Origin of the sequence: Blastopirellula sp. J2-11 (genome assembly GCF_024584705.1) — a bacterium.
GTDB lineage: Bacteria > Planctomycetota > Planctomycetia > Pirellulales > Pirellulaceae > Blastopirellula.
This window is the reverse complement of sequence record NZ_CP097384.1, coordinates 6,215,678-6,242,353: the sequence shown is the minus strand read 5'-3', so window position 1 is coordinate 6,242,353 and position 26,676 is coordinate 6,215,678. Positions and strand designations below refer to the sequence as shown.

The 26,676-nt window shown below is 56.5% G+C and carries 22 protein-coding genes; 13 read left to right on the top strand and 9 right to left on the bottom strand.

The window, feature by feature from the left end:
• Positions 1-30: 30 nt before the first annotated feature.
• The gene (locus tag M4951_RS24810; RefSeq protein WP_262024284.1) at positions 31-2,562 is read right to left on the bottom strand and encodes a heavy metal translocating P-type ATPase; all 2,532 of its coding nucleotides are present in this window, start codon (positions 2,560-2,562) and stop codon (positions 31-33) included.
• A 147-nt stretch (positions 2,563-2,709) separates the two neighbouring features.
• The gene (locus tag M4951_RS24805) at positions 2,710-5,331 is read right to left on the bottom strand and encodes an amidohydrolase family protein (protein WP_262024283.1); all 2,622 of its coding nucleotides are present in this window, start codon (positions 5,329-5,331) and stop codon (positions 2,710-2,712) included.
• Positions 5,332-5,593: 262 nt separating this feature from the next.
• On the opposite strand from M4951_RS24805, the gene M4951_RS24800 reads away from it, so the two are divergent.
• On the top strand, positions 5,594-6,589 hold the full coding sequence (locus tag M4951_RS24800; protein WP_262024282.1) for a YdiY family protein: 996 nt from the start codon (positions 5,594-5,596) through the stop codon (positions 6,587-6,589).
• A 133-nt stretch (positions 6,590-6,722) separates the two neighbouring features.
• Here the strand turns inward: M4951_RS24800 and M4951_RS24795 are convergent, their stop codons facing one another.
• Positions 6,723-6,923 carry a hypothetical protein gene (locus tag M4951_RS24795; RefSeq protein ID WP_262024281.1) on the bottom strand — a complete coding sequence of 67 codons (201 nt, stop codon included), beginning with the start codon at positions 6,921-6,923 and terminating at the stop codon, positions 6,723-6,725.
• A 494-nt stretch (positions 6,924-7,417) separates the two neighbouring features.
• Here M4951_RS24795 and M4951_RS24790 point away from each other — a divergent pair, with 494 nt between their 5' ends.
• The 7 genes from M4951_RS24790 (at position 7,418) to M4951_RS24760 (ending at position 14,923) form a co-directional block, all read left to right on the top strand.
• The gene (locus M4951_RS24790; RefSeq protein WP_262024280.1) at positions 7,418-8,341 is read left to right on the top strand and encodes a hypothetical protein; all 924 of its coding nucleotides are present in this window, start codon (positions 7,418-7,420) and stop codon (positions 8,339-8,341) included.
• Between the two features lie 337 nt (positions 8,342-8,678).
• Entirely contained in the window at positions 8,679-9,308 is a 630-nt protein-coding gene (locus M4951_RS24785) for an FHA domain-containing protein (RefSeq protein WP_262024279.1), read from the top strand.
• Between the two features lie 61 nt (positions 9,309-9,369).
• Positions 9,370-11,397 carry a serine/threonine-protein kinase gene (locus tag M4951_RS24780; RefSeq protein ID WP_262024278.1) on the top strand — a complete coding sequence of 676 codons (2,028 nt, stop codon included), beginning with the start codon at positions 9,370-9,372 and terminating at the stop codon, positions 11,395-11,397.
• A 489-nt stretch (positions 11,398-11,886) separates the two neighbouring features.
• A complete protein-coding gene (locus tag M4951_RS24775; RefSeq protein ID WP_262024277.1) occupies positions 11,887-12,918 on the top strand; it encodes a hypothetical protein in 1,032 nt (343 codons plus the stop codon).
• 75 nt (positions 12,919-12,993) lie between these two features.
• Positions 12,994-13,641 carry an RNA polymerase sigma factor gene (locus M4951_RS24770; RefSeq protein WP_262024276.1) on the top strand — a complete coding sequence of 216 codons (648 nt, stop codon included), beginning with the start codon at positions 12,994-12,996 and terminating at the stop codon, positions 13,639-13,641.
• A 115-nt stretch (positions 13,642-13,756) separates the two neighbouring features.
• Positions 13,757-14,464 carry an AIM24 family protein gene (locus M4951_RS24765; RefSeq protein ID WP_262024275.1) on the top strand — a complete coding sequence of 236 codons (708 nt, stop codon included), beginning with the start codon at positions 13,757-13,759 and terminating at the stop codon, positions 14,462-14,464.
• Between the two features lie 51 nt (positions 14,465-14,515).
• The gene (locus M4951_RS24760) at positions 14,516-14,923 is read left to right on the top strand and encodes a hypothetical protein (protein WP_262024274.1); all 408 of its coding nucleotides are present in this window, start codon (positions 14,516-14,518) and stop codon (positions 14,921-14,923) included.
• Between the two features lie 56 nt (positions 14,924-14,979).
• Here M4951_RS24760 and M4951_RS24755 read toward each other — a convergent pair whose 3' ends face one another.
• The 4 genes from M4951_RS24755 to M4951_RS24740 form a co-directional block, all read right to left on the bottom strand.
• The gene (locus tag M4951_RS24755; protein WP_262024273.1) at positions 14,980-15,414 is read right to left on the bottom strand and encodes a hypothetical protein; all 435 of its coding nucleotides are present in this window, start codon (positions 15,412-15,414) and stop codon (positions 14,980-14,982) included.
• A gap of 192 nt (positions 15,415-15,606) precedes the next feature.
• Positions 15,607-16,542, bottom strand: a complete 936-nt coding sequence (locus tag M4951_RS24750; RefSeq protein ID WP_262024272.1) for a DUF1559 domain-containing protein — start codon at positions 16,540-16,542, stop codon at positions 15,607-15,609.
• A gap of 424 nt (positions 16,543-16,966) precedes the next feature.
• Positions 16,967-17,941, bottom strand: a complete 975-nt coding sequence (locus M4951_RS24745; protein ID WP_262024271.1) for an ABC transporter permease subunit — start codon at positions 17,939-17,941, stop codon at positions 16,967-16,969.
• The gene (locus tag M4951_RS24740) at positions 17,938-18,828 is read right to left on the bottom strand and encodes an ABC transporter ATP-binding protein (RefSeq protein WP_262024270.1); all 891 of its coding nucleotides are present in this window, start codon (positions 18,826-18,828) and stop codon (positions 17,938-17,940) included. The genes M4951_RS24745 and M4951_RS24740 overlap by 4 nt, the downstream gene beginning before the upstream one ends.
• A 192-nt stretch (positions 18,829-19,020) precedes the next feature.
• On the opposite strand from M4951_RS24740, the gene M4951_RS24735 reads away from it, so the two are divergent.
• From M4951_RS24735 to M4951_RS24715, 5 genes are all read left to right on the top strand, one after another.
• A complete protein-coding gene (locus tag M4951_RS24735) occupies positions 19,021-19,749 on the top strand; it encodes a platelet-activating factor acetylhydrolase IB subunit (protein WP_262024269.1) in 729 nt (242 codons plus the stop codon).
• Between the two features lie 10 nt (positions 19,750-19,759).
• On the top strand, positions 19,760-20,494 hold the full coding sequence (locus M4951_RS24730; protein WP_262024268.1) for a class I SAM-dependent methyltransferase: 735 nt from the start codon (positions 19,760-19,762) through the stop codon (positions 20,492-20,494).
• Positions 20,491-21,798, top strand: coding sequence for an APC family permease (locus tag M4951_RS24725; RefSeq protein ID WP_262024267.1), 1,308 nt, complete (start codon positions 20,491-20,493; stop codon positions 21,796-21,798). The genes M4951_RS24730 and M4951_RS24725 overlap by 4 nt, the downstream gene beginning before the upstream one ends.
• 111 nt (positions 21,799-21,909) lie before the next feature.
• A complete protein-coding gene (locus tag M4951_RS24720; protein ID WP_262024266.1) occupies positions 21,910-23,835 on the top strand; it encodes a tetratricopeptide repeat protein in 1,926 nt (641 codons plus the stop codon).
• Positions 23,832-24,320 (top strand): DUF2752 domain-containing protein, encoded by a 489-nt coding sequence (locus M4951_RS24715; RefSeq protein WP_262024265.1) that lies wholly within the window; start codon positions 23,832-23,834, stop codon positions 24,318-24,320. Before M4951_RS24720 ends, M4951_RS24715 begins: the two co-directional genes overlap by 4 nt.
• A 149-nt stretch (positions 24,321-24,469) precedes the next feature.
• Here the strand turns inward: M4951_RS24715 and M4951_RS24710 are convergent, their stop codons facing one another.
• Together M4951_RS24710 and M4951_RS24705 are read right to left on the bottom strand one after the other, a co-directional pair.
• The gene (locus M4951_RS24710) at positions 24,470-24,910 is read right to left on the bottom strand and encodes a carboxypeptidase regulatory-like domain-containing protein (protein ID WP_262024264.1); all 441 of its coding nucleotides are present in this window, start codon (positions 24,908-24,910) and stop codon (positions 24,470-24,472) included.
• A gap of 66 nt (positions 24,911-24,976) precedes the next feature.
• Positions 24,977-25,993 (bottom strand): DUF1559 domain-containing protein, encoded by a 1,017-nt coding sequence (locus M4951_RS24705; protein WP_262024263.1) that lies wholly within the window; start codon positions 25,991-25,993, stop codon positions 24,977-24,979.
• Positions 25,994-26,676 lie beyond the last annotated feature (683 nt).

Genomic DNA, 26,676 nt, shown 5'->3' with positions numbered 1-26,676 from the left:
GAGCCGTGGCACGCGAGTCATACCGCCGCGCTAGTCCAGCTTCACGCTTCTCAGTCGCAACGAATTCGCGATCACTGAGACCGAACTAAAGCTCATCGCCGCAGCCGCGATCATCGGGTTGAGCAGCAGGTGGGCCGAGATAGGATAGAGCACGCCGGCCGCGATCGGAATTCCGATCACGTTGTAGGCGAATGCGAAGAACAAATTCTGACGGATGTTCTGCATCGTGCGACGACTTAGTTGCACGCTCCGGACGATTCCTCGCAGGTCTCCTTTGACCAGCGTCACGCCGGCAGATTCGATCGCAACATCCGATCCGGCGCCCATTGCGACTCCGACATCAGCCGCGGCAAGGGCTGGCGCATCGTTCACGCCGTCACCGGCCATCGCGACGATGTAGCCCTCCTTCTTCAACTGAGCGACGCGTTGCTGTTTCTGTTCAGGGCGAACCTCAGCGGTAAAGTCGTCAATTCCCAGCTGTTGGGCGACCGACGCGGCGGTCCGCTCGTTGTCACCGGTCAACATGATCACCTTCAGCCCTAGGTCATGCAATTGACGAATCGCCTCGGGGGTCGAATCTTTGATCGGATCGGCGACGGCGACTAGTCCGGCCAGTTTGCCGTCGAGCGCGACGAACATCGCCGTCCTTCCTTGACTCTGCAACTCGGCGACGCGCTCGTTCATCGCGCCGGCATTTTCGATTTTTCGTTCTTCGAGCAGCAAGGCGTTGCCGATCAACACTTGGCGTCCTTCGACTTCACCGCTGACTCCACCACCGGGGATTGAGTCAAAGTTGGCGACGCGGGGAAGCTCGATTCCCTGTTCCTCGGCGCCGGCGACAATCGAGCGCGCCAACGGATGTTCGCTGTTTTGTTCGACGGCGGCAGCCATGCGTAAGACGCCGCTGGGGGAGAGTTTTTCGAGCGCTTCAAATTCGGTCAGCTTCGGCTTGCCGGCAGTCAGCGTACCGGTTTTATCAACCACGATCGCGGTGACGCTTTCGAGTCGCTCCAGCACCTCGGCATCTTTGATCAGCACTCCTTCGGCCGCTCCGCGACCAACTCCGACCATGATCGACATCGGCGTCGCCAGTCCGAGCGCACAGGGACATGCGATGATGAGCACCGCCACCGCGTTCACCAAAGCCCAGGCCAGCGCCGGCTCTTCAGGACGAGCAATCGCCCAGACGATAAATGTGATCAACGAAATCCCCAACACCGCCGGAACGAAGTAACCAGCGACCTGATCGGCGATGCGTTGGATCGGCGCACGGCTGCGTTGGGCGTTGGCGACCATGTCAACGATATGCGACAAGACGGTCTCTTCGCCCACTTTTTCCGCTTCCATCAAAAACGATCCCGTTCCGTTGACCGTGCCGCCGATCACTTCTTCGCCGGTCGACTTCTTCACCGGGTTCGGTTCGCCGGTCAGCATCGATTCGTCAACGCTGCTATCCCCTTCCGTCACGCGCCCGTCGACGGGGATCTTTTCGCCGGGGCGAACACGCAATAGATCGCCGGTTTGCACGTCGTCGAGATCGACGTCCGTTTCCTTTCCGTCACGCACGCGATGCGCCACCGGCGGCGCGAGTGCGATCAACTCGCGGATCGCGCCGCTCGTCTTTCGGCGTGCGCGCAGTTCCAAGACTTGCCCCAGCAGCACCAGCGCAATAATTACCGAAGCTGCTTCAAAATAAACTTCGACTTGCCCTTCATGTTTAAACGCGTCGGGGATCATGCCAGGTAACAGCACGCCGAGCACGCTATACAAATAGGCGGCGCCGGTACCGACCGCGATCAGCGTGAACATGTTCAAGTGACCAGTCACAAACGATCGACCGCCTCTTACAAAAAACGGCCAGCCTGCCCATAGCACGACCGGGGTGCTCAGCGCCAACTGCACCCAGGCGTAAGCCGGTCCCAGCCACTGATGAAACGGCACGCCCACCATCGGTCCCATCGCCAGTACAAAGACCGGCAAGGCCAACGCGGTGGCGATCCAAAACCGCAGCGTCATGTCGTTTAGTTCATCATCTTCGTGCTCATCGCTGTCGGCCGTGATATCCTTTTTTTCCAAGTCCATCCCGCACTTGGGGCACGAGCCAGGGTGATCTTGCTCTACCTCGGGATGCATCGGACAGGTATAGATCGCCTTCTGTTTAGCCTTGGCCGCCGTCGGATTTTTCTCCAGCGACATGCCGCACTTGGGGCAACTCCCCGGCTTGTCGCTTTCGACGCCAGGGCACATCGGACAAACGTACGCGGCGGTCGATTGCGATCGGGATGACTTTTGGGGATCACCAGTCGACAGTTGTGGGAGTTGGTCACCATGCGCCGCGTGTTGAGGATCATGTCCGTGACAGCACAAATGCTCGGCGTCGTCCGCTTCCGGAGCGTGCACAACCGACTGGGCCGCAAACTTGGTGTGACAGTGCTCGCTGCAGAAGTAAAACGTCTTCCCGTCACGCTCTAGACTGATGGCGTGGTCGGGATCGACATCCATTCCGCAGATCGGATCTTTCGCCATTTTTGCGATTCCTTCTAGGTGATGCTTCGATTCCATCTTTGCTTCTTTACGTTTATTGTTTTCGATGCTGCGCGGGAAGGCGAGGATGCATATTGGCGCAAATGAACGAAAAAAGCCGAGATTTGCATCTCGGCTTCGTCGAATCTGACGTTAAGTTTGGCAGATACGGCGGCTCAAACTACCTTAAAACGTCAAGCAACAGGGTGGCGAAACAAGCGTTTCATAAAATCGCTCGGCCAGCGGAATCTTCACCGCGGTTGCGCGATCGTAGACCACTTTGCCATCCACGATCACCGCGACCACATGCGTCGTCTGCTCCAGCGGATCGCCGTCATATAGCACGATGTCGGCCACTTTGCCCGCTTCGAGACTTCCGAACCGGTCATCGACCTTCAAGATCTTCGCCGCGTCAAGCGTCAACGCTTTCAAGGCGCGATCAAAGCCAAGTCCATGAGCGGCGGCGAGGCCTGCTTCCAGGCGAACGACAAACGTCTTAGGAACGTATCCTTCAAATCCGCTTCCCATCGCCAACAGAATTTCTTGCTCCGCCAGGTAAGCGGCGTTTGTCGTCAGCGTATTGATTTTGCTGAGATCGCCGTTCTTCTGTTGCGTCGGATGAACCAAGATCGGTACGCCGGCCGCTTTGATCGCATCGGCGACGCGATACGCTTCGGTCGCCAGACCAAATTGCAGATCAAAATGAAACTCGTCGGCCAATCGCAGCGCGGTCTGTAGGTCATCAGCTCGATCGGCGACAAATAGCGCCGGCAATTTTTTGTCGAGCAGGTCGGCCAGCGGATCTTTCGCTAGGTCGGGATCGACCGACTCTCCTTTATCGATCTTTTTTTGTCGATCTCGGCGATAGTTGCCGGCGTCCGACAACGTTTTGCGAATTCCCGCGGCGACGCCCATGCGCGTGTCGCCTCCTCCATGCCCTTTAGCGGAGTTACCAATGTTGAAGACCATCGCTTGAGGAAAGCGGACCGTCATTTCTTGGACGTCGGTTCCATACGTGCGGAACAGCCCTGACTGTCCGGCGATCACGTTCCGTCGACCAGGGCAAGAATGAACCAGCGTGATGCCGTTAGCCAACAGATGACGCAGCAGCGGTTCACTGGGGTTGAAACCGTCGGTCGCGCGGACATCCGGGTGCGACGCACCTCCTTTTTCGTTCGCTTCTTGATCGGCGTCGATGTTGACCATTCCCGACAGCGGCACCGAAGAGTAAGCGTCAATCAAACCGGGAGTGATCGCATTGGCTTCGATCACCGCGACGTTTTTGGGAAACTTGAACCCTTTGCGTGGGCCGACATGTTCGAGCTTGCCAGCCTTCACATGGACGACGCCATTCTTGATCGCTTTGCCCGAGACGGTATGCACCAAGCCGGCGACGACCACAAACTCGGTTGCGTCTTTATCAGGCCGTTTCGCGTCTTTGGGCAGCTTGGGCGCCGCAAAAGCAGTGGTCGGTGGAGCGATCGGCTCATAAAAAGGAACTTCGGTCGAACCAGCCAACGCGAAGCCGCCGACCTGATAACGCTGCTCTTCGGCGTCATTCAGATCAAAGACGCACTCGCCGTCGATATAGGTTTGCAGCACGCGCGTATAAATACTAAATGGATCGCCGCTCAGCACGACAAAGTCGGCGTCCTTCCCTTTTTCCAGGCTGCCGATCTTATCCTCCAAGTGCATCGCTTGGGCTGCGTGCAACGTCAGCGCACGCAGCGCGGTTTCTTCCGGCAGTCCGCCGCGAATCGCCGTAGCTGCGGTTCGCAGCAAGAAGCGGCTGTCGGTCACCGGGTCATCGGTATTGATGACAACTTTGACGCCGGCCTCATTCAACATCGCCGCCGTCTCGTCATACCACTCGACGGTTTCTGGTTTGCCGCCGGGACTATCGACGATCGTGTGCGAAACAATCGCGCCCGATTTGGCGATCTGATCGATCACTTTGAATGCTTCGGTTCCGTGCTGGATAACCAGGTCGAAACCAAATTCTTCTTTCAAGCGGAGCGTCGTCAGAATGTCGTCGGCGCGGTGGGTATGAAAATGAACGGTGCGGCGACCATCCAAGACTTCCAACAGCGGCTCCATCGCCAGATCGACTGTTGGCGGATCAGGCGTTTCGCCAGCAGCGAGTTTCTCGCGATATTTCGACCACTTTTCGCGATACTGCTTCGCCTTTAAAAATTCGCTCCGCTGCAACGAAGCGACCTTCATGCGCGTCGCCGGCGCTTGCCCGCGACCTCCGTAAACTCCCTTGGGGTTGTCACCGTTGGCCATTTTGAGCCCACCCAGATTCTCGGGCGTTGCTAGCGACATCGCCGTGGGACTGTGCCCGCTTAGCTTGATGTAGATCGTTTGCCCACCGATCACGTTGGCGCTTCCCGGCATGATGTTGGCCGTGGTGACGCCGCCCGATTGGGCGATGCGAATGCCGGGATCAAACGGGTTGAGCGAATCGAGCGCACGGACGATCGATTGGACCGGGCCTGAGACCTCGTTCGCGTCATTCCCTCCGCCGGGTCGGCCAAATAAGCCGATATGCGAATGCGTGTCGACCAGTCCTGGGATAATCACTTGGCCGGTCAAGTCGATCTCGGTAGCGTCCTGAGGGGTCTTAATTCGCTGGGAATCCCCCACCGCGACGATCGTGCCGCCGGAAACAACGAGTGCGCCGGGACTATAGGTCTGACTGGCCGCAGTCAAGATTTTGGCTCCACGGTATACGATCGCTGACGAATCGCCGCCGTATAGGCTTCCGGCCATCATCGCTAGCGCCAGCATCACGCCCCAAATCCGCATGGTCTACTCTCCCGGTGGTATTTCTTAAGTGCAACCGTCAATTGTAGTTCACGCCTCCGCGTGGCGCCTCCCAGACGATTCGGTCGGGGCATCGGCGTTGTCCCCTTTGCGGCAATTTTGTATAAGCCGACGCCCCGCTGTTTTCTGGCGGGAGGGCGATTGCGGCGAAATGCTGTAATTCGCGTACGGAAGACCATTAGCCCGCAGGCCCCCGAGTTCTCTGCTTTACTGCGTGAAAGTTCTTGCAGAGATGTTTACCCTCATGATTTTTCGATCCTTTCCAATCTCGACTTGGCTGCTGGTCGCATTCATGGCGACTAATGCGTTGGCGCAAGATGCGTCCTACGCCCATTTCGACGGCTTCGATGCGTCTGCGCCGGCGGAGACGCGTGAGGTCGATGTGGCGGCGATGTTCGTGGATGGCGATTTCGCTCCAGCGACGCTATGCAACTTCGAATACGAACCGATTCCGATCCCTGACATGCCAGAGCTGGACCCAGCCGATGGGACGATCGAAGCCGAAACGATCGGCGATCCAGATTACGGATATTTGGGCTATGTTCCCGGTGGGGAGTTTGTCCATATCGACTATTGGTTTGGTCCGGCCAAGTGGGACAGTTCTTTTGAACTGGGGATCAACGGTCAGACCGGCAATACCGATTCGCTCAGTTTGCGTTCTGGCGGCAAGATCAAACGAGAAGGCGCCGCGACCAAAACATTGGTGGACATCATCTACGCGCGAACCAGTAACGATGGCAAGCGAACGCAAAACAACTCGCTGTTCAATGCCAAGATCGAGTGGCCGTTCGTCAACAAACGTTGGCACGTCTACGCCAAAAACGGCATGGAATATGACGAGTTCAAAGACTTCGATCTGCGACTCTGGATCAGTGCCGGTATGGGCTATGAAGTGGTGAAAACGGCGGATACCGACCTGACGGTCGAACTCGGTTCTGGTTTCTCCAAAGAGTATGGGAGCCCCGACGACGAGTATAAGCCGGAAGGTGCGATGACCGTGTTCATCGACCATGCGTTCAACAAGCGCCACTCGGTCGAAGGAAAGTACGAATACTATCCCGAATGGGAAGAGTTCGGCGAGTACCGCAGTATTTCGGACATCGGCTACAAGATTTTGCTCGACGAAGAAGCCAATCTCAGCTTGAAATTTGGCGTGATCAATCGTTTCGACAGCACGCCGGGCGTCAACAAAAAGAAGAACGACACCAACTATTCCATTCTGATTATCTGGAAGTTGTAAGTCAGCGTCGCATGGTTGCGAGAGTGGACGCGGTAAAAAAAACGGCGTCGCGCGGATCAGAGAGACTTTGCCGGTTGCTGGAAGCCTGCCGGCGCCTGATTCTTAGGCTTGGTTCGATTCTCAGCGGACCAGATTAGCGTTCTTGGCGAATCGCTTTGCCTAGGGAGTTCTTGGTTACATAGGACGCATACTGCAATTCCAGATCAAGCAGATGCTGGTCCATCCAAGCATCAATTTGCGCGATCGTTTCCGGCTCGGCGATGATTTTGGTTTCGGCGACCATCGAGGTGGTCGAATTGCGAACTTCAGGATAGATCTTGCTGAACGATTTCATGGCGCTGGCCTCCTGAATAGGTATTCGCGTTCGGTGCTAACTCATTGTTTGTCTGACAGCACAATTCTGGACAGTGCAACCGGTGGACCATGTTCGCGGCTATTTTTTTCAACGGGCTCTTTTTGGGCCGCAACTCTCGAATTTGTAAGCACTTCTGCATTTTCAAGTAAGCTCTACGGCAATCCGCCGGCGGGATCAACTGTGCCCAAAAGACAACAATGTGCCATTTTGGTCAACATCGAACGCTGCGATTTGCGGCGACTTCGGAGCCAGCGAGATCGTTCTACGGCCAGATTTAGCCATTCTGGTGGATTTTGGCGATCCCAACGATTCTTCCTGCTGGTGGGGGAAGCCTTCTATCTATGGTACGAACTCGCATTGCGTCTCGATTCGATTTTGACGAATTTTTTTCAGGATCTTTTCGTTTCCCCCAATATCTTCTCAACCGCTGCGAAGACTTCCTTATGTCGGGCGTTTTTTTTCCGGAGCAGGGAATGAGCGAAACCACAAACCACGCTTGCTTGCACGATCGCTGCCGGCAGCTCCGCAGTCACTGGGAGGGTATTTCGATGTTCAAAAAAATGATTCTTGTGGGCGCCGGTTCCGCGATGGCGCTCGGACTTCTGTTTGGCCGCGATGCGATGAGCTATGTGGCCACCAGCTATGGTCGGCTTCATGACCAGGTCAAACAAAACGTGCCGATCGAGTTTGAACTCGATCGCGCTCACCGGATGATCAATGAACTGACTCCGGAAATTCGCAGCAACATGCATCTGATCGCCAAGGAAGAGGTCGATGTCGAAAAGCTAGAGCGCCAAGTCACCAAGCTGAATGAAGGTCTCGCCCAGGACAAGCGAGAAGTTCTGCGGCTGAAAGCGGATCTGGATGACGGGTCGCAGACCTATCAATACGCCAGCCATCGCTATAGTCGCGATCAAGTGAAGGCCGACCTGGCCGGTCGCTTCGAACGCTTCAAAACGCAGGACGCGACCCGTGAAAAGCTGGACAGCATCTTGCGTGCTCGCCAGAAGGGACTCGACGCCGCGCGGGCCAAGCTGGACGGCATGTTGGTCGCCAAACGACAACTGGAAGTCGATGTTGAGAACCTGGAAGCTCGGCTGAAAATGGTCGAAGTCGCTCAGACGACCAGCAGTTTCAAGTTTGACGACAGCCAACTGTCGCGTACCGAAAAATTGCTGGAAGATATCCAGACGCGAATTGAAGTCGCCGAAAAGCTCGTCTCCTCGGAAGGTTATTTTGCCGACGAGATTCAGCTGGACGAAGTCGAAGTGAAGGACGTTTCGGACGAAGTCGCCGCCTATTTCTCGCCGGGACAGGACGAGGAAATCGCGGTTGACCAGCGAGTTCCGGCGATCGAGTTGACCAGCAAAAAGTCGCTCGAACCGAGCTTGAACTAACGATTCTGCGGGTAACAGCAATAAACGGCTGTCGCCAACGAATAACCATGCAGATGCATCGCGACGCGAAGGGGGCGAAAGCCCTCTTCGTAGCGTCGCAACGGGACCAAAGGCAAAGTGGTCCACTGCCTTCGTGCTGCTGTCGAGGGGGATCGACGGCGAAAAGCGCGTGTTCGGGGGCCCATGAACGAACTAAATTAGAATGAGACGCACTCGTCACAACTCGCCGTCGCGGAAACCGCGTCCCGGGCAAGTCTGGTTATCGACGAGCGACGTCTCATACGCGTCGGCTGTCCTTGAGACGCAGGTCGGCGATCAGACTGCACGGGAACGGGTCATGAATCGATCATCGGCAGAGCCATTGGCCGAAGCGCCTTCGCGGCGTCAATTGTGGGTCGATGGAGTCGGCGGCTTTATGCTGCTGACTTCGCCGGACGTATTGATCGGCCAAGCGACGCCGCAAAGCGGGGTCGACGTACCAATCCTGGGTGACGTCAGTCGCCGCCATGCGTGGATTCGCCGTCGCGGATCGGAATATGTCGTCGAGCCGTTGGCCGAAGTGCGTCGTCGCGGAAAACTACTGGAACAGCCAACTGCGTTATCGGATGGAGACCTGGTGCAACTAGGACGCAGCGTCGTCCTTAGTTTTCAGAAACGTCATCCGCTGAGCGCTAGCGCCGTGCTGCGGTTGGTAAGCTCGCAACGGACCGAACCAGCGACTGATGCGATCTTGCTGATGGCCGAAACTTGCATCCTGGGGCCGCGCAGCTGCAACCATGTCGTTTGCGGCGGCTGGAAACAGGATGTGGTATTGTACAAGCAGGGAGAGGGACTCCACGTTCGCTCTCCCGGCGCCTTTCAAGTGAACGGCCGCGCGGTGCGAAACAAGTCGCCGCTGGTCGCCGACTGCTCGGTACAGGGAGAAGACTTTTCGTTTTATTTGGAACGATTGGCCGCCAGCGCCTAACCGAGGGTGCAACGAGATGTTGGGGAATATCTCCGACGGCCAGACAGCGGGGGAACAATCGATGCGCGATCATACCGCGACGTTAGAGCCAGAAGAGGATAAGCAGCCCAAGATGCAGCAACAACCTCCCCAGGCCGAGCATCGCCCGCGAGGGGGAACGATGAAATTTACGTATGCCAGCGGGTCGAAGCCCTTAGACGGCTTCACCATCAAACGAGGCGTCGGCTCCGGAGGCTTCGGCGAAGTCTTCTACGCGCTTTCGGATGCCGGCAAAGAGGTCGCCCTGAAACATATCCAACGCAATCTCGATATCGAGATGCGCGGCGTCACCCATTGTTTGAACCTCAAGCACCCGCACCTGGTTGCGCTGTTCGATATCCGCTACGACGACGCCGGCGAAGGCTGGGTCGTGATGGAGTACGTGCGCGGCGAGAACTTGAAAGAGATCCTCGATCGCCGTCCTAATGGTCTGCCGCCGGAAGAAGCGATTCGCTGGTTCCGTCCAATCGCCGCAGCGGTCGGCTATCTGCACGATCACGGCATCGTCCATCGCGACTTGAAGCCCGGCAACATCTTCAACGACGCCGGCACGATCAAGATCGGCGATTATGGCCTTTCAAAATTCATCTCGGTCAGCCGCCGCAGCGGACAGACCGAAAGCGTCGGCACCTTCCACTACATGGCGCCGGAGATCGGCAAAGGGGTCTACGGCAAAGAGATCGACATCTATGCGCTCGGCATCTTACTGCACGAGATTTTGACCGGCCGCGTTCCCTTTGAAGGGGAAAGCAGCCAAGAGATCATCATGAAGCACCTGACCGCCGAGCCTGAGCTGCGCAGCGTACCAGAGCCGTTTCGCTCGACAATCGCCCAGGCGCTGCACAAAGATCCGACCAAGCGGACCAGCACCGTCGAAGAGATGCTGGCCAATCTAGGCGTGTCGAAAAACGAATCGGTCGTCGCTTCCCTGCATGACAACGTCACGATCCAGAATCATTCGACCGGCCACGCGGAAATTCCGCTGGTGCAGCCGCTCGATCCTGCCGCTGGAAGTGATCCGATTTACCGTGCAGGTACGGAAGCCGCCAAATCCATCTCCCATTGGTGGAACAACGACAACATCAGTTTGTTCCCCAAGGTTTTGGTGCTGGTCGCCTGTTCGATCGCGCTGGTCACGAATCTTGGTTGGTTGGCGCCGCTCGGTTTTCTCGCCGCCGCGGCCTACATGGTCTATCTCCTGGGACGCACTATTTACCAGCATATGAGCGACGCACCGGACAAAACGCCGGTTACCGAGTACTCGCCGTATCATCCCGTCGTCATGACGCGAAAAGAACGAGCTCGCCAGTCGAGAAAACAAAAGAGTACGCGCCGCGAGCGAGAACGCGCCGCGCTGGCTGCGATTCCGCTCGACCTGCGGATGAAAAGTTTGATTGGTTCGTTTTTGGTCAGCGCGATTTCGGCGGCGGTGATCTCGATGCTGGCGCTCGTTCTGGGAGGAGTCTCGATTGAAGGGGCGCTGGATACGTGGGCGCCGCTGTTCGGCTGGATGACTCTCATGACCATCTGCGGATCGTGGAGCGTGCTCTTGCTCGGCAAATTGTGGGAACCCAATAGCGGCGATCCCTGGCTGCGTCGTTTTGCGATGATCGGCGTCGGGCTGCTGCTGGGAATGATTGGTTACACCGCCGGCAATACGTTGCTGCTAGAAATGCCGATTTCCGGTGCCGGGATTGATGCGAGCAGCGGTTGGCACGAAAACCTGAATCTACGCGGCTGGTTTCAATCGTTGAAACAATCGCCATCGCTCAGCACGTTTGCGATCGTATTCGCAGCGCAGTTTGGGCTACTGCGCTGGTGGAAACAGGCCGATCCGCTCCGCAAGACGCGACTGAGCCTTTGGACGATGGGATTTTCGGTATTGATCGCCGCGGTGGTCAATTACTTCTGCCCCTTCATTCAACCGTGGGGGATGATTTTGATCGGCGCAATCTCGCTGGTCGTGCAAATCTCGGCCCCGTGGTACAGTCCGAAGGAGCGAGACGAACTGCGCGAGTCACAGCAGATCAACGCCGAAACTTCGGCCTAGGCGTAAATGTTGAAAAGGGAACCGTTGAAAATGGGGTCAGGTCCCAATTTTGCAGCAAAATTGGGACCTGACCCCATTTTCAACAGACCCCGGCGATTATTAACCCACTAAAGACTCATCATCGATGGAAGCGACACCAACCTGGGCTATGAGCATCTTATTATTACTGGGAGTCGCCGGGGCGCTGGCCGTCGCCGCGATTGTTGCCGTGATCATCATCGCTGCGGTTTCACGACGAAAGCAATAGGCTCAATATTCGATCTTTGATGACTTAAAGTTCCTTGGAGTGGATCATGGGAATTGGATTACTGGAACTACTGATCGTGGGCGTAATCGGCGCCGGAATGGTTGTCGGGCTCTTCGTGGCGGTGATCTTCGTCGTAAAAATGGCGCAGAAAAAATAGCAGAATCTCGCGTCCGCCTCCAAGCTTGGTCGCTGCGAGACGAATCTGTGCTAGAGACGCAGTATTCTTTCGACGGGATCCATTCATGTCATCGGCAATTCAACTAACGCAATCGGCTGTGTGGCTTGGTCAAATGCCGGTCCGTGAAAATGTCGCCGCTACGCCGATTTTCCTGATCCTACTTTTGGGCGCGTTGGCGATCGGTTTTTTGGTCATCCTGTTGGCGGCGATCTTCGGCCGTTGGAAGGCGCTCGCGGCGCTCCTCTTTTTCGGTGTCTTTGGGCTGATTGCGATGGCTCTGTTGAGCTTTGTCGCGATTCGTGTCGAGACTCGCTCCGAAGTTTCTGACCATTACGGTCATCGATCGGCAATTACCGCGACGCGACATTCTCAGGTCGCCGTCGAAGCGCCTCGACGCGTGACGCCAAAGCCGCCGATTGAGCTTCCCGCTTCTCCGGCTTCCCCCGCCGCATCCCCAAAATCGGTCGTCAAAGCCGTGGGCGACGCGTTGTTTAACACCTTCGTCCAACCGGCCGTCAGTTCGATCAACGACGCTCGCTCCTCTTCGATCATTCCGCCGGGTCGCCCTGCGTGGGTCGATCAAGAGCCGGAGTCGCGAGATGGCGTCGATTACGTTTCGGTTTCGACCGGGCCCTACACAAGCTCGACCGAGTGCTACAAAGCCCTCAAAGTGCTGACGAACGAAGCGGTCGCAGAGCAAGCGGCGCTGGTATTAGGGAGCGAAACCAACGCGCGCCGTGTCCCGCTCGACGAAAAATTCATCGCCGACAACGTTCATTTGCAAACTTACAAAGAGTCGCTCGATACGTCAGTTGGACCGATGCAGCAATGGCATTCGTTTCTGCAGTTCAATGAGCAATTTCGGCGTGAACTGGAATCGCGCTGGAAACAAGTGCAACAACTCAGCCGCTTGACCTATGCTGGCGCCCTGTTTGCCGGCATTCTGACCGTGCTGGGCGTCCTTTATGGCGCTCTTTCTTACAATTCGGCGACCGGCGGACGATATCGGGCAAGGTTGCAGACGATCGCCGGGGCGGCGATAATGGGTGTAGTCGGCGGGGCGATCCTGCTGACGCAATGGTACCCGCCGATTTAGTCCGCAGATGGGGCGTCATCCGTGACGACCGCGGCGGCGAAGCGGCTGCTCCTCTTTCCGCCCAAATTGCCGCCTATGTCCGACAATTCTGAATCCGATTTCCTGTTGATAGAGCGGATACGCGCTGGGGATGCTGACGCCTGGGGCGATTTAATCGGACGTTACGAAGGGCGCTTGCTCGCCTTCGCCGAGAGTCGCTTGCGCCGGCGCGCCCCTAGCGAAGATGTGGTGCAAGAAACATTCATCGGCTTCTTGAACAGCCTACCCAACTATGACGGCAAGCGCGCACTAGAAAGCTATCTCTTCGCGATCTGCGCCTACAAGCTGACCGATCATCTGCGGCGTGAAGGTCGTCGCCCCACGTTACCCATTCACTCGGGCGGCGACGGCTCTAGCGACAACTGGGAGTTGCCAGGTCCGCATCGAGCGGCGTCGAGCATCGCTCGCAGCGGCGAACGTCGCAATCTAGAAGAAGCGGCGCTGATCGAAGCGATCCAGGGCCAACTCGACCATTGGCGCAGCCGGGGAGACTGGGCGAAAATCAAATCGCTCGAACTCATCATGGTGCGCGGCGTCGGCAACAAAGAGATCGAGGAGATGCTGGAGCTAGGTCGAAACAGCGTCGCCAGTTACAAGAATGACTTTCTAGCGAAACTTCGTGCCGCCGTGCGGAAGCAAGGCCTGAACGAGGAGGTCTTCCCAGAACTTTACGAATCGAGCTAAGATTCGCCAGTTTACCACGAATCACTATTCATCCGGTTGGCGTTGTAGGCAAACGCAACGCCAAGTGGACTCTGCCTTCTCGTCATCACAGCCTAATCCAATTTCGGGGGAAATCATGAGCACTGCTGATATCGATAACCGCTACACCTTGCGCGAATTTGTTGAGCAAACCCGCCAACGTGATCGTGGGCAAGGTATTTTTGAGATGGAAAGCGCTCGCTTGCTCGAGGTCAACCTGAACGGGATGGTCTGGACCAAGATGGGCTCGATGGTGTCGTATCTCGGCAACATCAAGTTCGAGCGAGAAGGGGTCTTTGAAAAAGGGCTCGGCGGTTTTCTGAAGAAAGCGGTCACCGGCGAAGGCGCCAAGCTGACCAAAGCGTCTGGACAAGGGCGTCTCTATCTGGCCGACTACGGCAAAAAAGTGCAGATCTTGAAGTTGGAAAACGAAGCGATCGTTGTCAACGGCAATGATATTCTCGCCTTCGAGCCGACCGTCGAATGGGACATCAAGATGATGAAGCGGGTCTCATCGATGCTCGCTGGCGGCTTGTTCCAAGTCAACTTGCAAGGCAGCGGCCTCGTCGCAATCACGACGCATTACGAACCGCTGACGCTGGTCGTCACGCCGGATAACCCGGTCTATACCGACCCGAACGCAACGGTCGCTTGGAGCGGCACATTAGAACCCAACTTGCGAACCGACGTTTCGCTGAAGACCTTCTTTGGTCGCGGCAGCGGCGAGTCATTCCAGATGGAATTCCGCGGCAACGGCTTTGTCGTCATTCAGCCGTACGAAGAGTTCTACCACGCCGAAGCGTAAGCTTCGCTTGTTTCGATCGACGCCCAGAAGATGCAGGAGTAAGTGTCGTCTATGACGCGGCCCATCACCAGAACCGAGTTAGAAGCCTACCTCGACGAGGCGCTCCCCGTCGAGCGGATGGCCGAGATTGAGAAGATGCTGCGCGATCAGCCGGAGCTGTCCCAGCAGCTTTTGCAAATCAACGGACGTCGCGACGCCGGCGTTCATACGATCGGCGAAATCTGGCGACGGCATCGGCTGACTTGTCCCAATCGCGAAACGCTCGGTAGTTACCTGCTGCAAGTCCTGGATGAAGCAGAAGCGGATTACATTCGCTTTCACCTCGAAACGGTCGGCTGCCGCATTTGCCAAGCGAACCTGCACGATCTGGCGTCGCAACAAGAGGCCCAAGCGGACGACGGCAAGCCACGCCGGCAGAAGTATTTTCAGTCTTCTGTCGGCCGCTTGAAGGGAGAGTAGCAGGAATTTTTTGCGACTTGCGTCCCGACGCGTCCTATCAGAGGGAAGCCGCCAATTTATAGCTGAAAGTCGGCGGCGGTTGTTCCCGTCTCTGGGACTTCAAACTCGATGCTGCCGTCGATTGCTTTGCTCGGCAACGGAATATTGGGCGTGGACGCCGCGACCGGATCATCTTCGGCACGCGCTTCTGCACGTACGCGAATGACGACTTTGTGCTTGCCGATTAACGCGCCTTCGCGCGGTTCTACGTCAATCGTCTGCAGCGTAAATTTTCCGGCGGCGTCGGTCACTCCCATCGAAGCTTTCCCGCTCGCTTCGGTCGTACTCGACTGCGGCAGAAAGCTGACCACCAGGTTTGCCTGAGGCTTTCCTCGCACAGTCACAGTTCCCGAGACAGGCGCTGTCGCCGCGCCGCGAGCGCCGCAACCGACAAGCGCCGGCGAACCGATCGCCAGCAACAACGCAAAAAATAGAGATCGATGGATCAACATGGGTGAGGTTCACCTTTTGAAGTTATACAAGGGCGAATGAAATCAATGAATCGATGCGAGTCTTCTCCTCGTAGCCTCATGAGCAAGAGAGGAAAAGGCGCGTAACGGCGCCCAAACGGATTGAATGATAAGGGGCGTTCTCTCGCGTTGCGCTGGGGACGAAGAAAAAGCAGCGGTTCGATTACTGGCCTTTTAGAACTGCGTGACTTCACTTCCTGCCATCGTCGACAAGCCGGCGAACACCGTCAGGTCAATCGTTTCTGGCAGGAACGACACGGAACCGTCCGCGCGGGAAAAATTAAACCCGCCGGGATGCTGCGACGCCCAGGCTCGCCGGCATACGCCGATGTTGCTAGCGACAGCGGCACAAGCGTCATATCGATTGCCGATGATGTACGGCTCGTTAATCACCATGCCGATGTTGTAGCCCCAATACGAATTTCCCCAGAAAGCGCCGCGGGCAGGCTGATCGAGCGGCTGATGGTATTCGCCAACCATCAATGTGTTGGAAGTGCCGTCGATGACCGAAGCCATCTTTTCAAAGTCCAGAGATTGGCCATGTCCGCTGCCAACCGTGTGAAAGATCCCTTTCCACTGATTATTGAGCCCACCAACCTCGGCGAAATGGTCCCAGTTTTTTGCGCCGTCATTGCTGTAGCCGCTCATCGCTTTGTACGAGATCGCGTGTAAGTCGTAACTATATCCAGAAGCCGGTTGAATAATCGCGCGGCCGAGCGGATCGCTCGGGCAAATATACTCATCGACCTTCGTTTGCGCCACGGTGGCGTTGGCCGCCGTATTGCAGTGCGTCGTGTGATCATAGGTATTGAAGAGATTTTGTTGTTCGATGAACGGCAATAATCCGATGCACCAGTTGCCGTAGAACGTGTCGTTGATCTGGACGTGCCCCGACGGAAAAACCAAGTACGTATCGTGATAGTTATGCACGGCCAACGCCATCTGTTTCAGGTTGTTGGTGCATTGCATTCGTCGGGCCGCTTCTCGCGCTTGCTGCACCGCAGGGAGCAAGAGCGCGATCAAGACGCCGATAATGGCGATCACCACCAGCAATTCGACCAACGTAAAACCGGTCCGATGGCGCAGCGATATCAGAGGAAATCGCATCATTTGGATCCTTGATGAAGAGACAAATACGTGGATGAGAAATGAGATCGATAAGAGCAAAGATGGAGACGTGGTCGCCCTGGAGAAAGTCGATTGACATTCGGGTAAACTCGACTCCGCTGGAGCGGAAACAAATCGCATCCTTGCGACCGCCTTGAAAAATGTATATTGTTTTTGATGAAAAATCTTAGCAATTTGGGTCAGTGACCTGGGGCGAAGTAATCTGCCACTGGATAGGCGAAAAGGCATCACAAGGGAGAAATTGCCAGCTATCCCCCCGTATCTCGAAGAGCTGCCGCCCCTTGAATTCGCCCGATGTGCCATTATTTTCTAGAAATAACGCGAAAAAACCGTTTCGCCGACACCCAGCCAAGGGCTTGTCCCAATGACAGTCGCGGCTTAACTCGCCAAGACTAGTCGCTTCGCGTTAGACCGGCGCCGGTAGATCGCGACGGCAAAAGACCCAGTGACCAAGCCCAAAGGTCGCTAGGCCTCCTAACAACAAGCCGCTGGCCAAGGTCAGTCCGCCGAGCGCCAGGTCTCCCTGGTTGTTCTCGAAGTAAAACGTCCAAACTTTGGTCGGGTAACGAACGCCGTACGATGTCAGCACTTCTGGTTCGTAAAGAGTGAATATGGTGAAGTACTTCAGCCAATGCGCGGTGTCGACCGCCAACGAAACGACCCGAACAATCATCTGCACAATCAGAAAGCCGGTGACGATGCCGATGGTGCGCCAGCGATAACGGTCCCACGAACTCATCCAGGTCGTCAGCCCTGCGAAGAAGACGCCGAAGCATCCCAAGTTGACCGCGGCCGGAATAAATAACTTGGTGTCGACGAAGTCGGCCAGAGGAACACGCACAGGCGCTTCTTTCACTTTGGTGAAGGGAACTTCGACTTGCATGTTCAAAATCGGCAAATTGATGCTCACCGGCGGCTTCTCTTGCTTGACCATCGTCGTATGCACGCCGGCGTGCGTTCCCAGCCAAGCTCCGATCGCGATGGCTGCACAGCCAACGACCGTGACGATGCTCTTGGAGAACAAGAACTGAAAACGGCTGATCGGCTGCGATAACATCATCTCCAGCGTACCGCGTCCCAGCGGACCGCTGACCGAATCGCTGCCGCGGGCAATCGCCCAGGTCACCATCAACAGCACGACCAACGGCTCGTTAAACGTCACGCCGACGCGGCCGGGATAGGTGAATAACTGCGAGACGTCGACCGCCGAGTAACGTTCGACCTCGGGACGCAGGATCTCTAAGATACTTTGAAAACGACTCATTTCGACGCGACCGACGATCCATGCGCGGATCATGCAAAAGCTGAAAACCGTCACGACCGAGCCGAACATCAACAATCGCGCTTCACGAAACGAGCGCACCAGCAGGGTCGCATTCATGCCAAAACCGCCTCGGGCTGCTCAAAGTGATATCGATTGTAAATCGCGCGTAAACCAAGTTGCGAAATCTGAATTTGCGTCGCCGGCAGATTCGCCAGCCAGGCGAGCGCCGGTTGCAAATCGCCATCGGTTTCGATCTGAAACGTCTCAGGCGTTTGCCGAACGTCAACGATCAACGACGTCAGTTCATGGGGAACTTGCGGCAGCGGCTGAGTGAGCACGCCGCGGATCACATGCCGCCGGCGCATCGCGTGCAAATCTTGATCATGGACAATACGTCCTTGCCGCATGATGACCGCCCTTTGGCAGATATCTTCAATCTCAGACAGCACATGAGAACAGATGACGACCGTCTTTCCCTGCTCGTGAGCGTCGCTGAGCATTTGAACCACTTCATGCCGCACGTTTGGATCCAGACTGGTGGTCGGCTCGTCAAAGATCAACAGCGGTGCGTCAATCGAAAGGGCGATCGCCAGCCCTAACTTTTGCCGCATGCCAGTCGACATGAACGCAACGCGACGCTTCAGATCGAGATCCAATCGCTGGGCGGTGTCTTCAGCACGAACACGGCTGCCGCAGGGATGAACGTCGGCGAAAAATCGCAGGACCTCGCGTCCTCGCATTTCGCCAAATAGTCGAACGTCTCCCGGCAAGTAAGAGAGACGGCGGTGAACCTCGAGACAGCGCGTCTGGCAATCCATTCCGCCGATCTTGGCCTCGCCAGAAGTGGGGCGTAAAAAGCCCAATAACAAGCGAAACATTGTGGTTTTGCCGGCGCCATTGGGGCCCAACACGCCGCAGCATTGGCCCGTGGGGACATGCAGCGTCACCCCGTCCAACGCCAGGAAATCGCCATATCGTTTGGTAAGTCGGTTGGTTTCGAGCATAAGCTTCTTACTTCCAAAGACCGCATTCAGTTTTTGAAAATAACCGATTCTGTAGGGCGGCGTGCAACAGGCGCCGGAAGAAACTAGAATATTAAGGAAGTCGAGCATTCTCGCTCGGCGCACCCGAATCAACTTATCGCCCTACCCTCCTAATAGTTGAGACTCGCCATGCTGCGTATCTGGATGATTGGAATGCTTGCCTCCCTCGCCGTTGTTACCGTTTCGCACGCCGAAGACGCCGCGACCCAAGCAGCCGTGAAGTCGGCGGCCGTGTCGCCTGAGCCGCGTGACGCCAAATGGTGGACTGATCGCCATGCCCAAAAATTGGCCGCCGCCAAAGCCCAAGACAAAATTGACTTGTTGATGGTCGGCGATTCGATCACTCACGGCTGGGAAGGTAAAGGCAAAGAAGTCTTCGCCGAATTCTACGCCGATCGCAATCCGCACAACATTGGTTTCAGCGGCGATCGGACCGAACACGTCCTGTGGCGCTTTGATCACGGCGCTCTCGACAACATGTCGCCGAAACTGGCCGTGCTGATGATCGGCACCAACAATGTCGGCCATCGCAAAGATCCTTCGCAAGACACCGCCGACGGCATCAAACTGATTGTCGAGAAACTGCGTGAAAAGCTGCCGGAAACCAAAGTTCTGATTCTGGGCATCTTCCCCCGCAGCGCCGCCAAAGACGACGAGATGCGCAAGCTGAACGACGGCACCAACGAGATCATCAAAGATCTGGCCGACGGCAAGAACGTCTTCTATCTAAACATCAACGACACCTTCCTGACCGAAGATGGCGTGCTGACGAAAGAAGTCATGCCCGACTTGCTGCACCCGCACGCCAAAGGCTATCGCATGTGGGCCGAAGCGGTCGAACCGACGATCGCCAAGCTGATGGGCGACAACGAGAAAAAGTAAGGAACCGTCGATGCCTTTGCCGTATCGTCCCATTGTGATCCATGCGACCATCCTGTTAGGGATGGTCGCCGCCGCTACCGGAGTCGCCCAAGAGGCTGCGCCGACGGTGGAACAAAGCGTGAAGCCCGGCGTCAACGCGAAGTTCCTGGATGATTCGCTCGACGTCGACGACTGGATCGCGCGGTTCGAAGTCGAGAGTCGTGAGGTCTACCATGCCCGCGACGAAGTGCTAAAAGCATGCGGCGTAAAACCTGGCATGCGCGTGGCCGATGTCGGCGCCGGATCCGGTTTTTACACGCGACTCTTCTCTCGCGCCGTCGGTCCGACCGGCTGGGTCTACGCCGTCGATATTTCTCCCAAGTTTCTGCAGCATATTAGCGCTAGCACGAGTCAGTTAGGCTTCAGCAACATCACCTGCGTGCTGGGTGGAGAGCGTTCGATTCAGTTGCCTCCCCAATCGGTCGACCTGGTTTTTATCTGCGACACCTACCATCACTTCGAGTATCCGCAATCCACGTTGGCTTCGATTCACAGCGCCCTCGACCAAGATGGCTCGCTGGTCGTGATCGATTTTGAGCGGATTCCCGGCACGTCGCGCGCGTGGACGATCGACCATGTTCGCGCCGGCAAAGCGACGTTCCGCCAAGAGATTGAGCAGGCCGGTTTCGTATTAGCCGCCGCGCCGAAGATCGAGAAGTTCTCCGAAAACTACTTCCTGCGGTTTCGCAAAAAGTCGGCCGAATGAGTGACCGCCGCGCGTTTGGCCTCTGGACGTTGACCTTTTTGGTGGTCGCAAACATGATCGGCGCCGGCGTCTTCACCACGTCCGGCTATACGCTGGCGAGCGTCGGTTCGCCTGGTTGGGTCGTCATCGCGTGGGTGGTGGGCGGTTTCATCGCGCTGATGGGCGCGATCAGCTACGGTCAACTCAGCCGCGTCATGCCGGAGTCAGGCGGAGAGTATCTGTTTCTCTCGCAGGCGCTTCATCCGGCGGCCGGCTTTGTCGGCGGGTGGATTTCGCTGCTGGCCGGCTTCACCGGAGCCATCGCCTACGCGGCGATCACGCTTGAAAAATATGTGATTCACAGCATCGATTTACCGCTGTTCAACGGAGCGGTCGCCATTATCACGGTCGGCGTGTGCGGACTACTGCATGGGCTAGGATCACGACTGGGCGCTGGGCTGCAAAACGTCGTGGTGTTGCTCAAGCTGGCGCTGCTTGGTCTGTTTCTGTTTTTAGCCGTTACTTCCGACATCGACTGGCAAGGCGAAGCGCTGCAAACCAACCAGCAACCCCAAGGCTGGGATTTTGCCTTCGCCTTTGGCAACTCGCTCATCTGGATTGCGTTCTGTTATTTAGGATTCAACGCCGCAGTTTACGTCGCCAGTGAAGCGAAGAATGCGGGGGACGTGCCGCGGTCGCTCCTCTTTGGCACTGCGATCGTCATCGTACTGTACGTTCTGCTGAACTACGTCTTCGTCTACGCGCCTCCGTCCGGCGCGATTTCCAATCAGGCGGAAGTCGCGGCGATCGCCGCCGATGCAATTGGGGGAAAATCCCTCTCGCAATTGGTCAGCGCAACGATCGTGATCGCTCTCTTCACATCGGTGATGAGCATGATCATGGCGGCGCCGCGCGTGTACGCCAAAATGGCCGATGATGGTTTTTTGCATCATTCGTTTCGCGCTCAAGAGTCCGCGCCGCAAACAGCGATCGCGCTGCAAAGCGTCCTGGCGATCTGCATGATATTGTTTTATTCGCAGCTCAAAGATTTGCTCGACTATTTGGGGCTAACGCTCTCGCTATGCGCCGCTTTGACCGTTGCTTGTGCGCTGCTTCCGACCGTTCGCCAGGGGCCGCTGTTTCGCCTTGCTAGCTTGCCGCCTGTACTATATTTACTCGGCACGCTGGTCTCGGCCGTGTTGATGTCGATCAACAAGCCGTGGGCGTTATTGCCGGTCGCAATCACTTTTGGCCTGGGGGGAGCCGCTTTTTTGGCGATCCGCGGCCGAGTGCAGCCGGTGACCGAGCAGACTTCAGAGATATAACCGCTGCCGACGGGGGGGAGGACTGCGGTCAACAACCTTGCTTCTCATTCGGTTCAGCGGTTATTCTGAGTGGGTAAATCATTGCTGCTAATCCATTTGCGGAGGGCTCCCATGGGCGGCCGCCTAATTCTTGCTTTATTATTCGCACTGCTGTCGACATCCATTACTCCATCCGCCTCGGTCTCCGCCGCCAGCGAGGATCCGACGCATGACCGGATTGATCAGCTGATTCAACAGCTGGGACATCGCAATTTCGCGATTCGCGAACGCGCCCAAAACGAACTGTCAGCGATCGGCGTTACGGCGTTCGATCAAGTCTACGCAGCGATGAATCATCGCGATCTCGAAATCGCTCGTCGTGCGCAATATCTCGCGCGCAGCCTGAACGTGAACTGGGCCCGCGAAGACTACAGTCCCGAAGTCCGCGCCTTTTTAACGCGCTATAGCAAACAAGACGAGGACCAACGCAGCAGCCTGATCGGCCAACTTGGCGAACTGACGTCGATGGATGCGATCTCGGCGTTGTCGCGGATCAGTCGGCTGGAAATTTCGGAACGGCTCTCGAAAGAAGCGGCGCTCGTCATCGCGCTCAACCAGCAGATCGGGCTCTCGCCCGAATCGATCGCGCAGATCAAAGAAACGATCACCGCAGAAATTGGAACCAGCCAGCGGACCGGCCCCGCCTGGCTGCGACTGTACGAAGCGAGTCTCGATGATCCGGCGCCAGCCATCGATCAGCGCCAAGCGCTGATCGAGCAAGAACTGCAAACGTTCGTCAGTCGTCCTGATCGAACGACGCGGCATATCGTGCAAGATCTGCTCCGCTGGCAAGTGGAGCAACAACGGAAGCTAGGTCACGATGACGATTCGTTAGCGACGATGCGCCAAGTGATCCGCATCAGCCAAGGCTCCAGTTCCGAGCTGATTGACATCACCACTTGGCTGCTCAATCAACGCGGTCCAAAGATTGTCGAAGAACTGGCCGCCCACTATGCGGACCCGCAACAACCGCAAGCGGGCGAAATCAACGGCCGCTTCAGCGAAGAGTCGATTTTGCTCTACCTGCTGGCCGAAGCGAAGCTGGTGCAAGGAAAGATCGACGAGGCGACCACCGTCGCCGATCAAGCGCACCACATGAACGACAGCCTGTTGGATAATGTCTTTCTCACCGCCGACGCGCTGCACAAGCGGGGGCTGATTCGCTGGGCCGAACGGGAATACCGCCGCGTGATCGATAAAGAAGGACCGTTTAGCCCGCGGTATAGCGCCTGGCCGACTCGCCAACTGGGCGAGATGCTGGCCGATCGTAAACGCTATGCGGACGCCGCCGGAGTCTACAAGCCGCTCGTTGAGGTCTACGACACCGAAACGAAGCGTGGTAAGACTTCGGAAGAAGCCGAAGGGGATCGCTCGCGTTATCACTACTTCCTCGCCCGCGCCGCCGAGAAACGAGGCGATATCGAAGCGGCTAAAGAAGAACTGAAAAAGGCGAACCAGCGCGACCCCTTTGAGGTTGACGTGTTGATTATGATGCACCGAATTTCGACCGATCCCAAATGGCTCGAATACACCCGGCCGAAAATCGAGGATGCTCGGGCCGAATTCAAAAAGACGGTCGAAGATTTCCAGAAGCATTGGGACTTCTTCAAGCGAAACGGCCGCGGCGTCGAATTTCTGGGAAACGATCTGCGCACTTACACGCGTGAGCTAAACCAATACGCCTGGATGGTCGGCAACACCTATGGAGACCTCGATCATGCGATCGAAGCCAGTTTGCTGTCGCTGGAACTAGCCCCCGGCGAAGGCGCCTATCTCGACACGCTCGCTCACTGTTACTTCGCGAACAAAGAGTACGCCAAAGCGCTCGAATGCCAGACCGAAGCGGTGGAGCAGATGCCCCACTACCTGGAGATTCGCGAAAAGTACGCTCGTTTCGCCGACGCTTACGAAAAGCATGTCGGTCCGCTCGTTCGCTGGCAACCGCCGGTCGATCCCGAATCGTTCTTTCCTGCGGAAGAGAAGAAAGCGACCAAGTGAGCGCCTCTGGTGAAGCGCCCGATGCGCTCGACATAGCGCCGCTCGACGAATCTCAAGAGGACGAGCGCCCCGAACGCTCCCTGATCACGTTTCACGGCGTCATGCTGGGGATGGCGCTGTTGGTGCTGATCGCGGCGCTGGCGTTGAGCTTTCAATCAGGCGAAAAAGTCTACCTGCCGCTGCTAGGCGCGGCGCTCCCGCCCAGTTGCGCGATGAAGCTCTATTACGGAATCGATTGCCCCGGCTGCGGACTGACCCGAAGTTTCATCCTGCTGGCCCACGGCGATCTGCCAGGCTCACTCGCCTACAACCCATCCGGCGTTCTCCTCTTCGGGGTCGTCCTGTTTCAAATTCCGTATCGACTCGCCCAACTGTGGCGAATCCGCCAAGGCCGCCAATCCTGGAATCTAGGCATCGCCGCCGCCGCCATCTTCTCCGCCATCTTCGCCGTCATGCTGGTGCAATGGGGCGTGAAGTTTTTGTAGGTGATGCGGATGCCGGAAATTGCAGTCCACCAGCGCCAATTTTTGCAGTTCCGCTTTTCGGATCCGGAGCGCAACTGCGTTTCAAAACGACTTCGACGCCAACCTGAATCGAGCGAACGCTCGCGTCTTTCAAAAAAGCGAGAACTCAACTAATTCGACGTTAGATCGAAGTTGATCGTATTGTTGCCGCTCTGAACTTCTGCCGTGAGTTCCGAGTTGATGTGGTATTTGGCTGGCAAAATTTCAGGACGGCTCTTCACGAACGGCTGGTTCCCTTCGCCGCCGCTGGAATCGCGAGCCGAGATAATCCGCACGACATGCTTACCAAGGGTTGCGCCATTGCGCGTCCCTGTGAAACGCAGCGCGTAATGTCCATTACTATCCGAAATGCCGAGCGAAGGTCGACCGTTAAGCGGTTCGAATTGAATTTCCGCATATTCCAGCGACTTACCGTCAAAGGTTACCACGCCTTCAACGTAACCAAGTTCCGGTCCGCTGCTGTTCGAGCATCCCACCGCTAGACTTACAGCCAACAGGGCCAACAGGGTGGATAACGTATGAGATTGCGAAGACAAAAATTTCAATTGCATGGAAAGCATCTCCGTAGCGTGCGAATCGATAATTGCAGTAAGAGAAGTAAGACATATGCCGCTCGTTCAATATTCGCCAATCACCTGACCATCCCGCATGTTGCCGAGGTATTCCATGATGGTGTTCGTAGTTGAGTCGGTATTGCTCGGAATCGTCTCAGCCAGAAAGCGAACGGAACCATCGACGGCCACGGCTTGTGCTCCACCTGGATGCAGGCTGGAAATGCCGTGGTTGCGAATATTGCTGGTTGAGGTCGTCGTACCGATCAAGATGTTCGGAGAATAGAGCGTCGTGCAAAGCGTACGATACAATCCCTGATTATAAGATGTATGAGTAGGATGCGATTGATGGTCGGGGCCGGCGCCGTCCTTGTCGCGCGTGGCGAACATCTCGGCGGAACCAAACCACTCGCGATTCAATTCGTAGGCTCGCTCAGCCGCCATTAGCGTGTTAGACGTACCGTCGGTGATGTCCCGCATCCGCGTGTTGCTGTCGCGGAAGAACATGCCAGTCGCTCCGGTCGTGGTGTCGGCAAAATTGGTCGCTTGCTGAGCACGCACGTTGCCCGAGCTGTTAATTGCCACGTAATTCGTCTTCGAAAGTCCAACATTGTCGCCGGAACTGCTGACGATGGCACACCCGGCGCACTTGTCCGTGTCGGTAACTTTTGGGCCGCTGTCGGATGGACAAAGGAACGTTTTGAACTCGGTTTGCATAACTTCCCGGTTGGCGTCGATTGCAGCCGAAGGGGATACCCGGCCAACCTGCAGGGCATCAGATACGTTGCCCAATTCCATGAACGGCAGAATCAGCGCCGACCAAGTCCAGTGACCAAGATTGTCAGACGTGTCTACGTGGATGTAGCCCGAGGGGAACGATCTGAACGTGTCGTGATAGTTGTGCATCGCCAAGCCGATTTGCTTCAAATTGTTGGAGCATTGCATTCGCCGAGCAGCTTCTCGGGCCTGCTGGACCGCTGGCAATAACAACGCGATCAACACGCCGATGATCGCGATCACGACAAGCAGTTCGACAAGCGTAAATCCACGGCGAACCGTCGTCTCAGGGGCAGATTGGAGCATGGTAGATCTCCCTTTTCAGAAGTGAGATGGATGATCGGTTTGACAAAATATGAGGAAAAACTTGACTTTCCTTACCCTTGAATCGTACGCAGACGTGCGAATCTACTACGATCAAATGAAAAAATGAGAATTTATTTTTCCGTTGCGGCAGATAGCCCACCAATCAAGCGAAAGAAGGTCGTGGATCTCGGCATTTGCTGGAATGCCGCCTTAACCTTCTCTCGGCGGGGGCGCCGTTCGGCGTCGGATGATTTCCTGCGAAGACATTTTTGACAAGCGGCCAGGGACCTTCAATCAAGAGTCAAGAGGGGAGGGGCAATACCATGCGGCACGGCGATTGGCCGGGGGCTATAACTGCCAAACTTTGTCGCTTGACAAAGCGCACGAATCCAGAGTCCATTGCCCAAGGAAATCCCGAACCAACCGCGATCGCTCGGCGGCCGAGAAGGCCGATTCGAGACTGCTTTGCTGCGCGCGGGCAATTTTCGGCGCCGATCCGACCGCGGGACGCCCCTTGCGCATGCTTGTCCTGTCCTATGGTCCAACCCGAAAAAACGCGAAGTCCGGTCCGGTCCCATGGTCCGGTTTCAAAAAGCGCGGAGTCCGGTCCAGTCCAACGATCCAACTCGAAAAAAAAAGCGAAGCAGTCCTGTCCGGTCCCAACCTGACGCGGGCAGTGGAGT

Coding starts and splice junctions, on each gene's coding strand:
- M4951_RS24760 (WP_262024274.1), top strand. CDS start 14,516: ATGACGCGGCCCATCACCAGAACCGAGTTAGAAGCCTACCTCGACGAG.
- M4951_RS24805 (WP_262024283.1), bottom strand. CDS start 5,331: ATGCGGATTTGGGGCGTGATGCTGGCGCTAGCGATGATGGCCGGAAGC.
- M4951_RS24710 (WP_262024264.1), bottom strand. CDS start 24,910: ATGCAATTGAAATTTTTGTCTTCGCAATCTCATACGTTATCCACCCTG.
- M4951_RS24730 (WP_262024268.1), top strand. CDS start 19,760: ATGCCTTTGCCGTATCGTCCCATTGTGATCCATGCGACCATCCTGTTA.
- M4951_RS24750 (WP_262024272.1), bottom strand. CDS start 16,542: ATGATGCGATTTCCTCTGATATCGCTGCGCCATCGGACCGGTTTTACG.
- M4951_RS24795 (WP_262024281.1), bottom strand. CDS start 6,923: ATGAAATCGTTCAGCAAGATCTATCCTGAAGTTCGCAATTCGACCACC.
- M4951_RS24745 (WP_262024271.1), bottom strand. CDS start 17,941: ATGAATGCGACCCTGCTGGTGCGCTCGTTTCGTGAAGCGCGATTGTTG.
- M4951_RS24810 (WP_262024284.1), bottom strand. CDS start 2,562: ATGGAATCGAAGCATCACCTAGAAGGAATCGCAAAAATGGCGAAAGAT.
- M4951_RS24755 (WP_262024273.1), bottom strand. CDS start 15,414: ATGTTGATCCATCGATCTCTATTTTTTGCGTTGTTGCTGGCGATCGGT.
- M4951_RS24780 (WP_262024278.1), top strand. CDS start 9,370: ATGCGCGATCATACCGCGACGTTAGAGCCAGAAGAGGATAAGCAGCCC.
- M4951_RS24785 (WP_262024279.1), top strand. CDS start 8,679: ATGAATCGATCATCGGCAGAGCCATTGGCCGAAGCGCCTTCGCGGCGT.
- M4951_RS24725 (WP_262024267.1), top strand. CDS start 20,491: ATGAGTGACCGCCGCGCGTTTGGCCTCTGGACGTTGACCTTTTTGGTG.
- M4951_RS24720 (WP_262024266.1), top strand. CDS start 21,910: ATGGGCGGCCGCCTAATTCTTGCTTTATTATTCGCACTGCTGTCGACA.
- M4951_RS24740 (WP_262024270.1), bottom strand. CDS start 18,828: ATGCTCGAAACCAACCGACTTACCAAACGATATGGCGATTTCCTGGCG.
- M4951_RS24775 (WP_262024277.1), top strand. CDS start 11,887: ATGTCATCGGCAATTCAACTAACGCAATCGGCTGTGTGGCTTGGTCAA.
- M4951_RS24790 (WP_262024280.1), top strand. CDS start 7,418: ATGAGCGAAACCACAAACCACGCTTGCTTGCACGATCGCTGCCGGCAG.
- M4951_RS24735 (WP_262024269.1), top strand. CDS start 19,021: ATGCTTGCCTCCCTCGCCGTTGTTACCGTTTCGCACGCCGAAGACGCC.
- M4951_RS24765 (WP_262024275.1), top strand. CDS start 13,757: ATGAGCACTGCTGATATCGATAACCGCTACACCTTGCGCGAATTTGTT.
- M4951_RS24800 (WP_262024282.1), top strand. CDS start 5,594: ATGATTTTTCGATCCTTTCCAATCTCGACTTGGCTGCTGGTCGCATTC.
- M4951_RS24770 (WP_262024276.1), top strand. CDS start 12,994: ATGTCCGACAATTCTGAATCCGATTTCCTGTTGATAGAGCGGATACGC.
- M4951_RS24705 (WP_262024263.1), bottom strand. CDS start 25,993: ATGCTCCAATCTGCCCCTGAGACGACGGTTCGCCGTGGATTTACGCTT.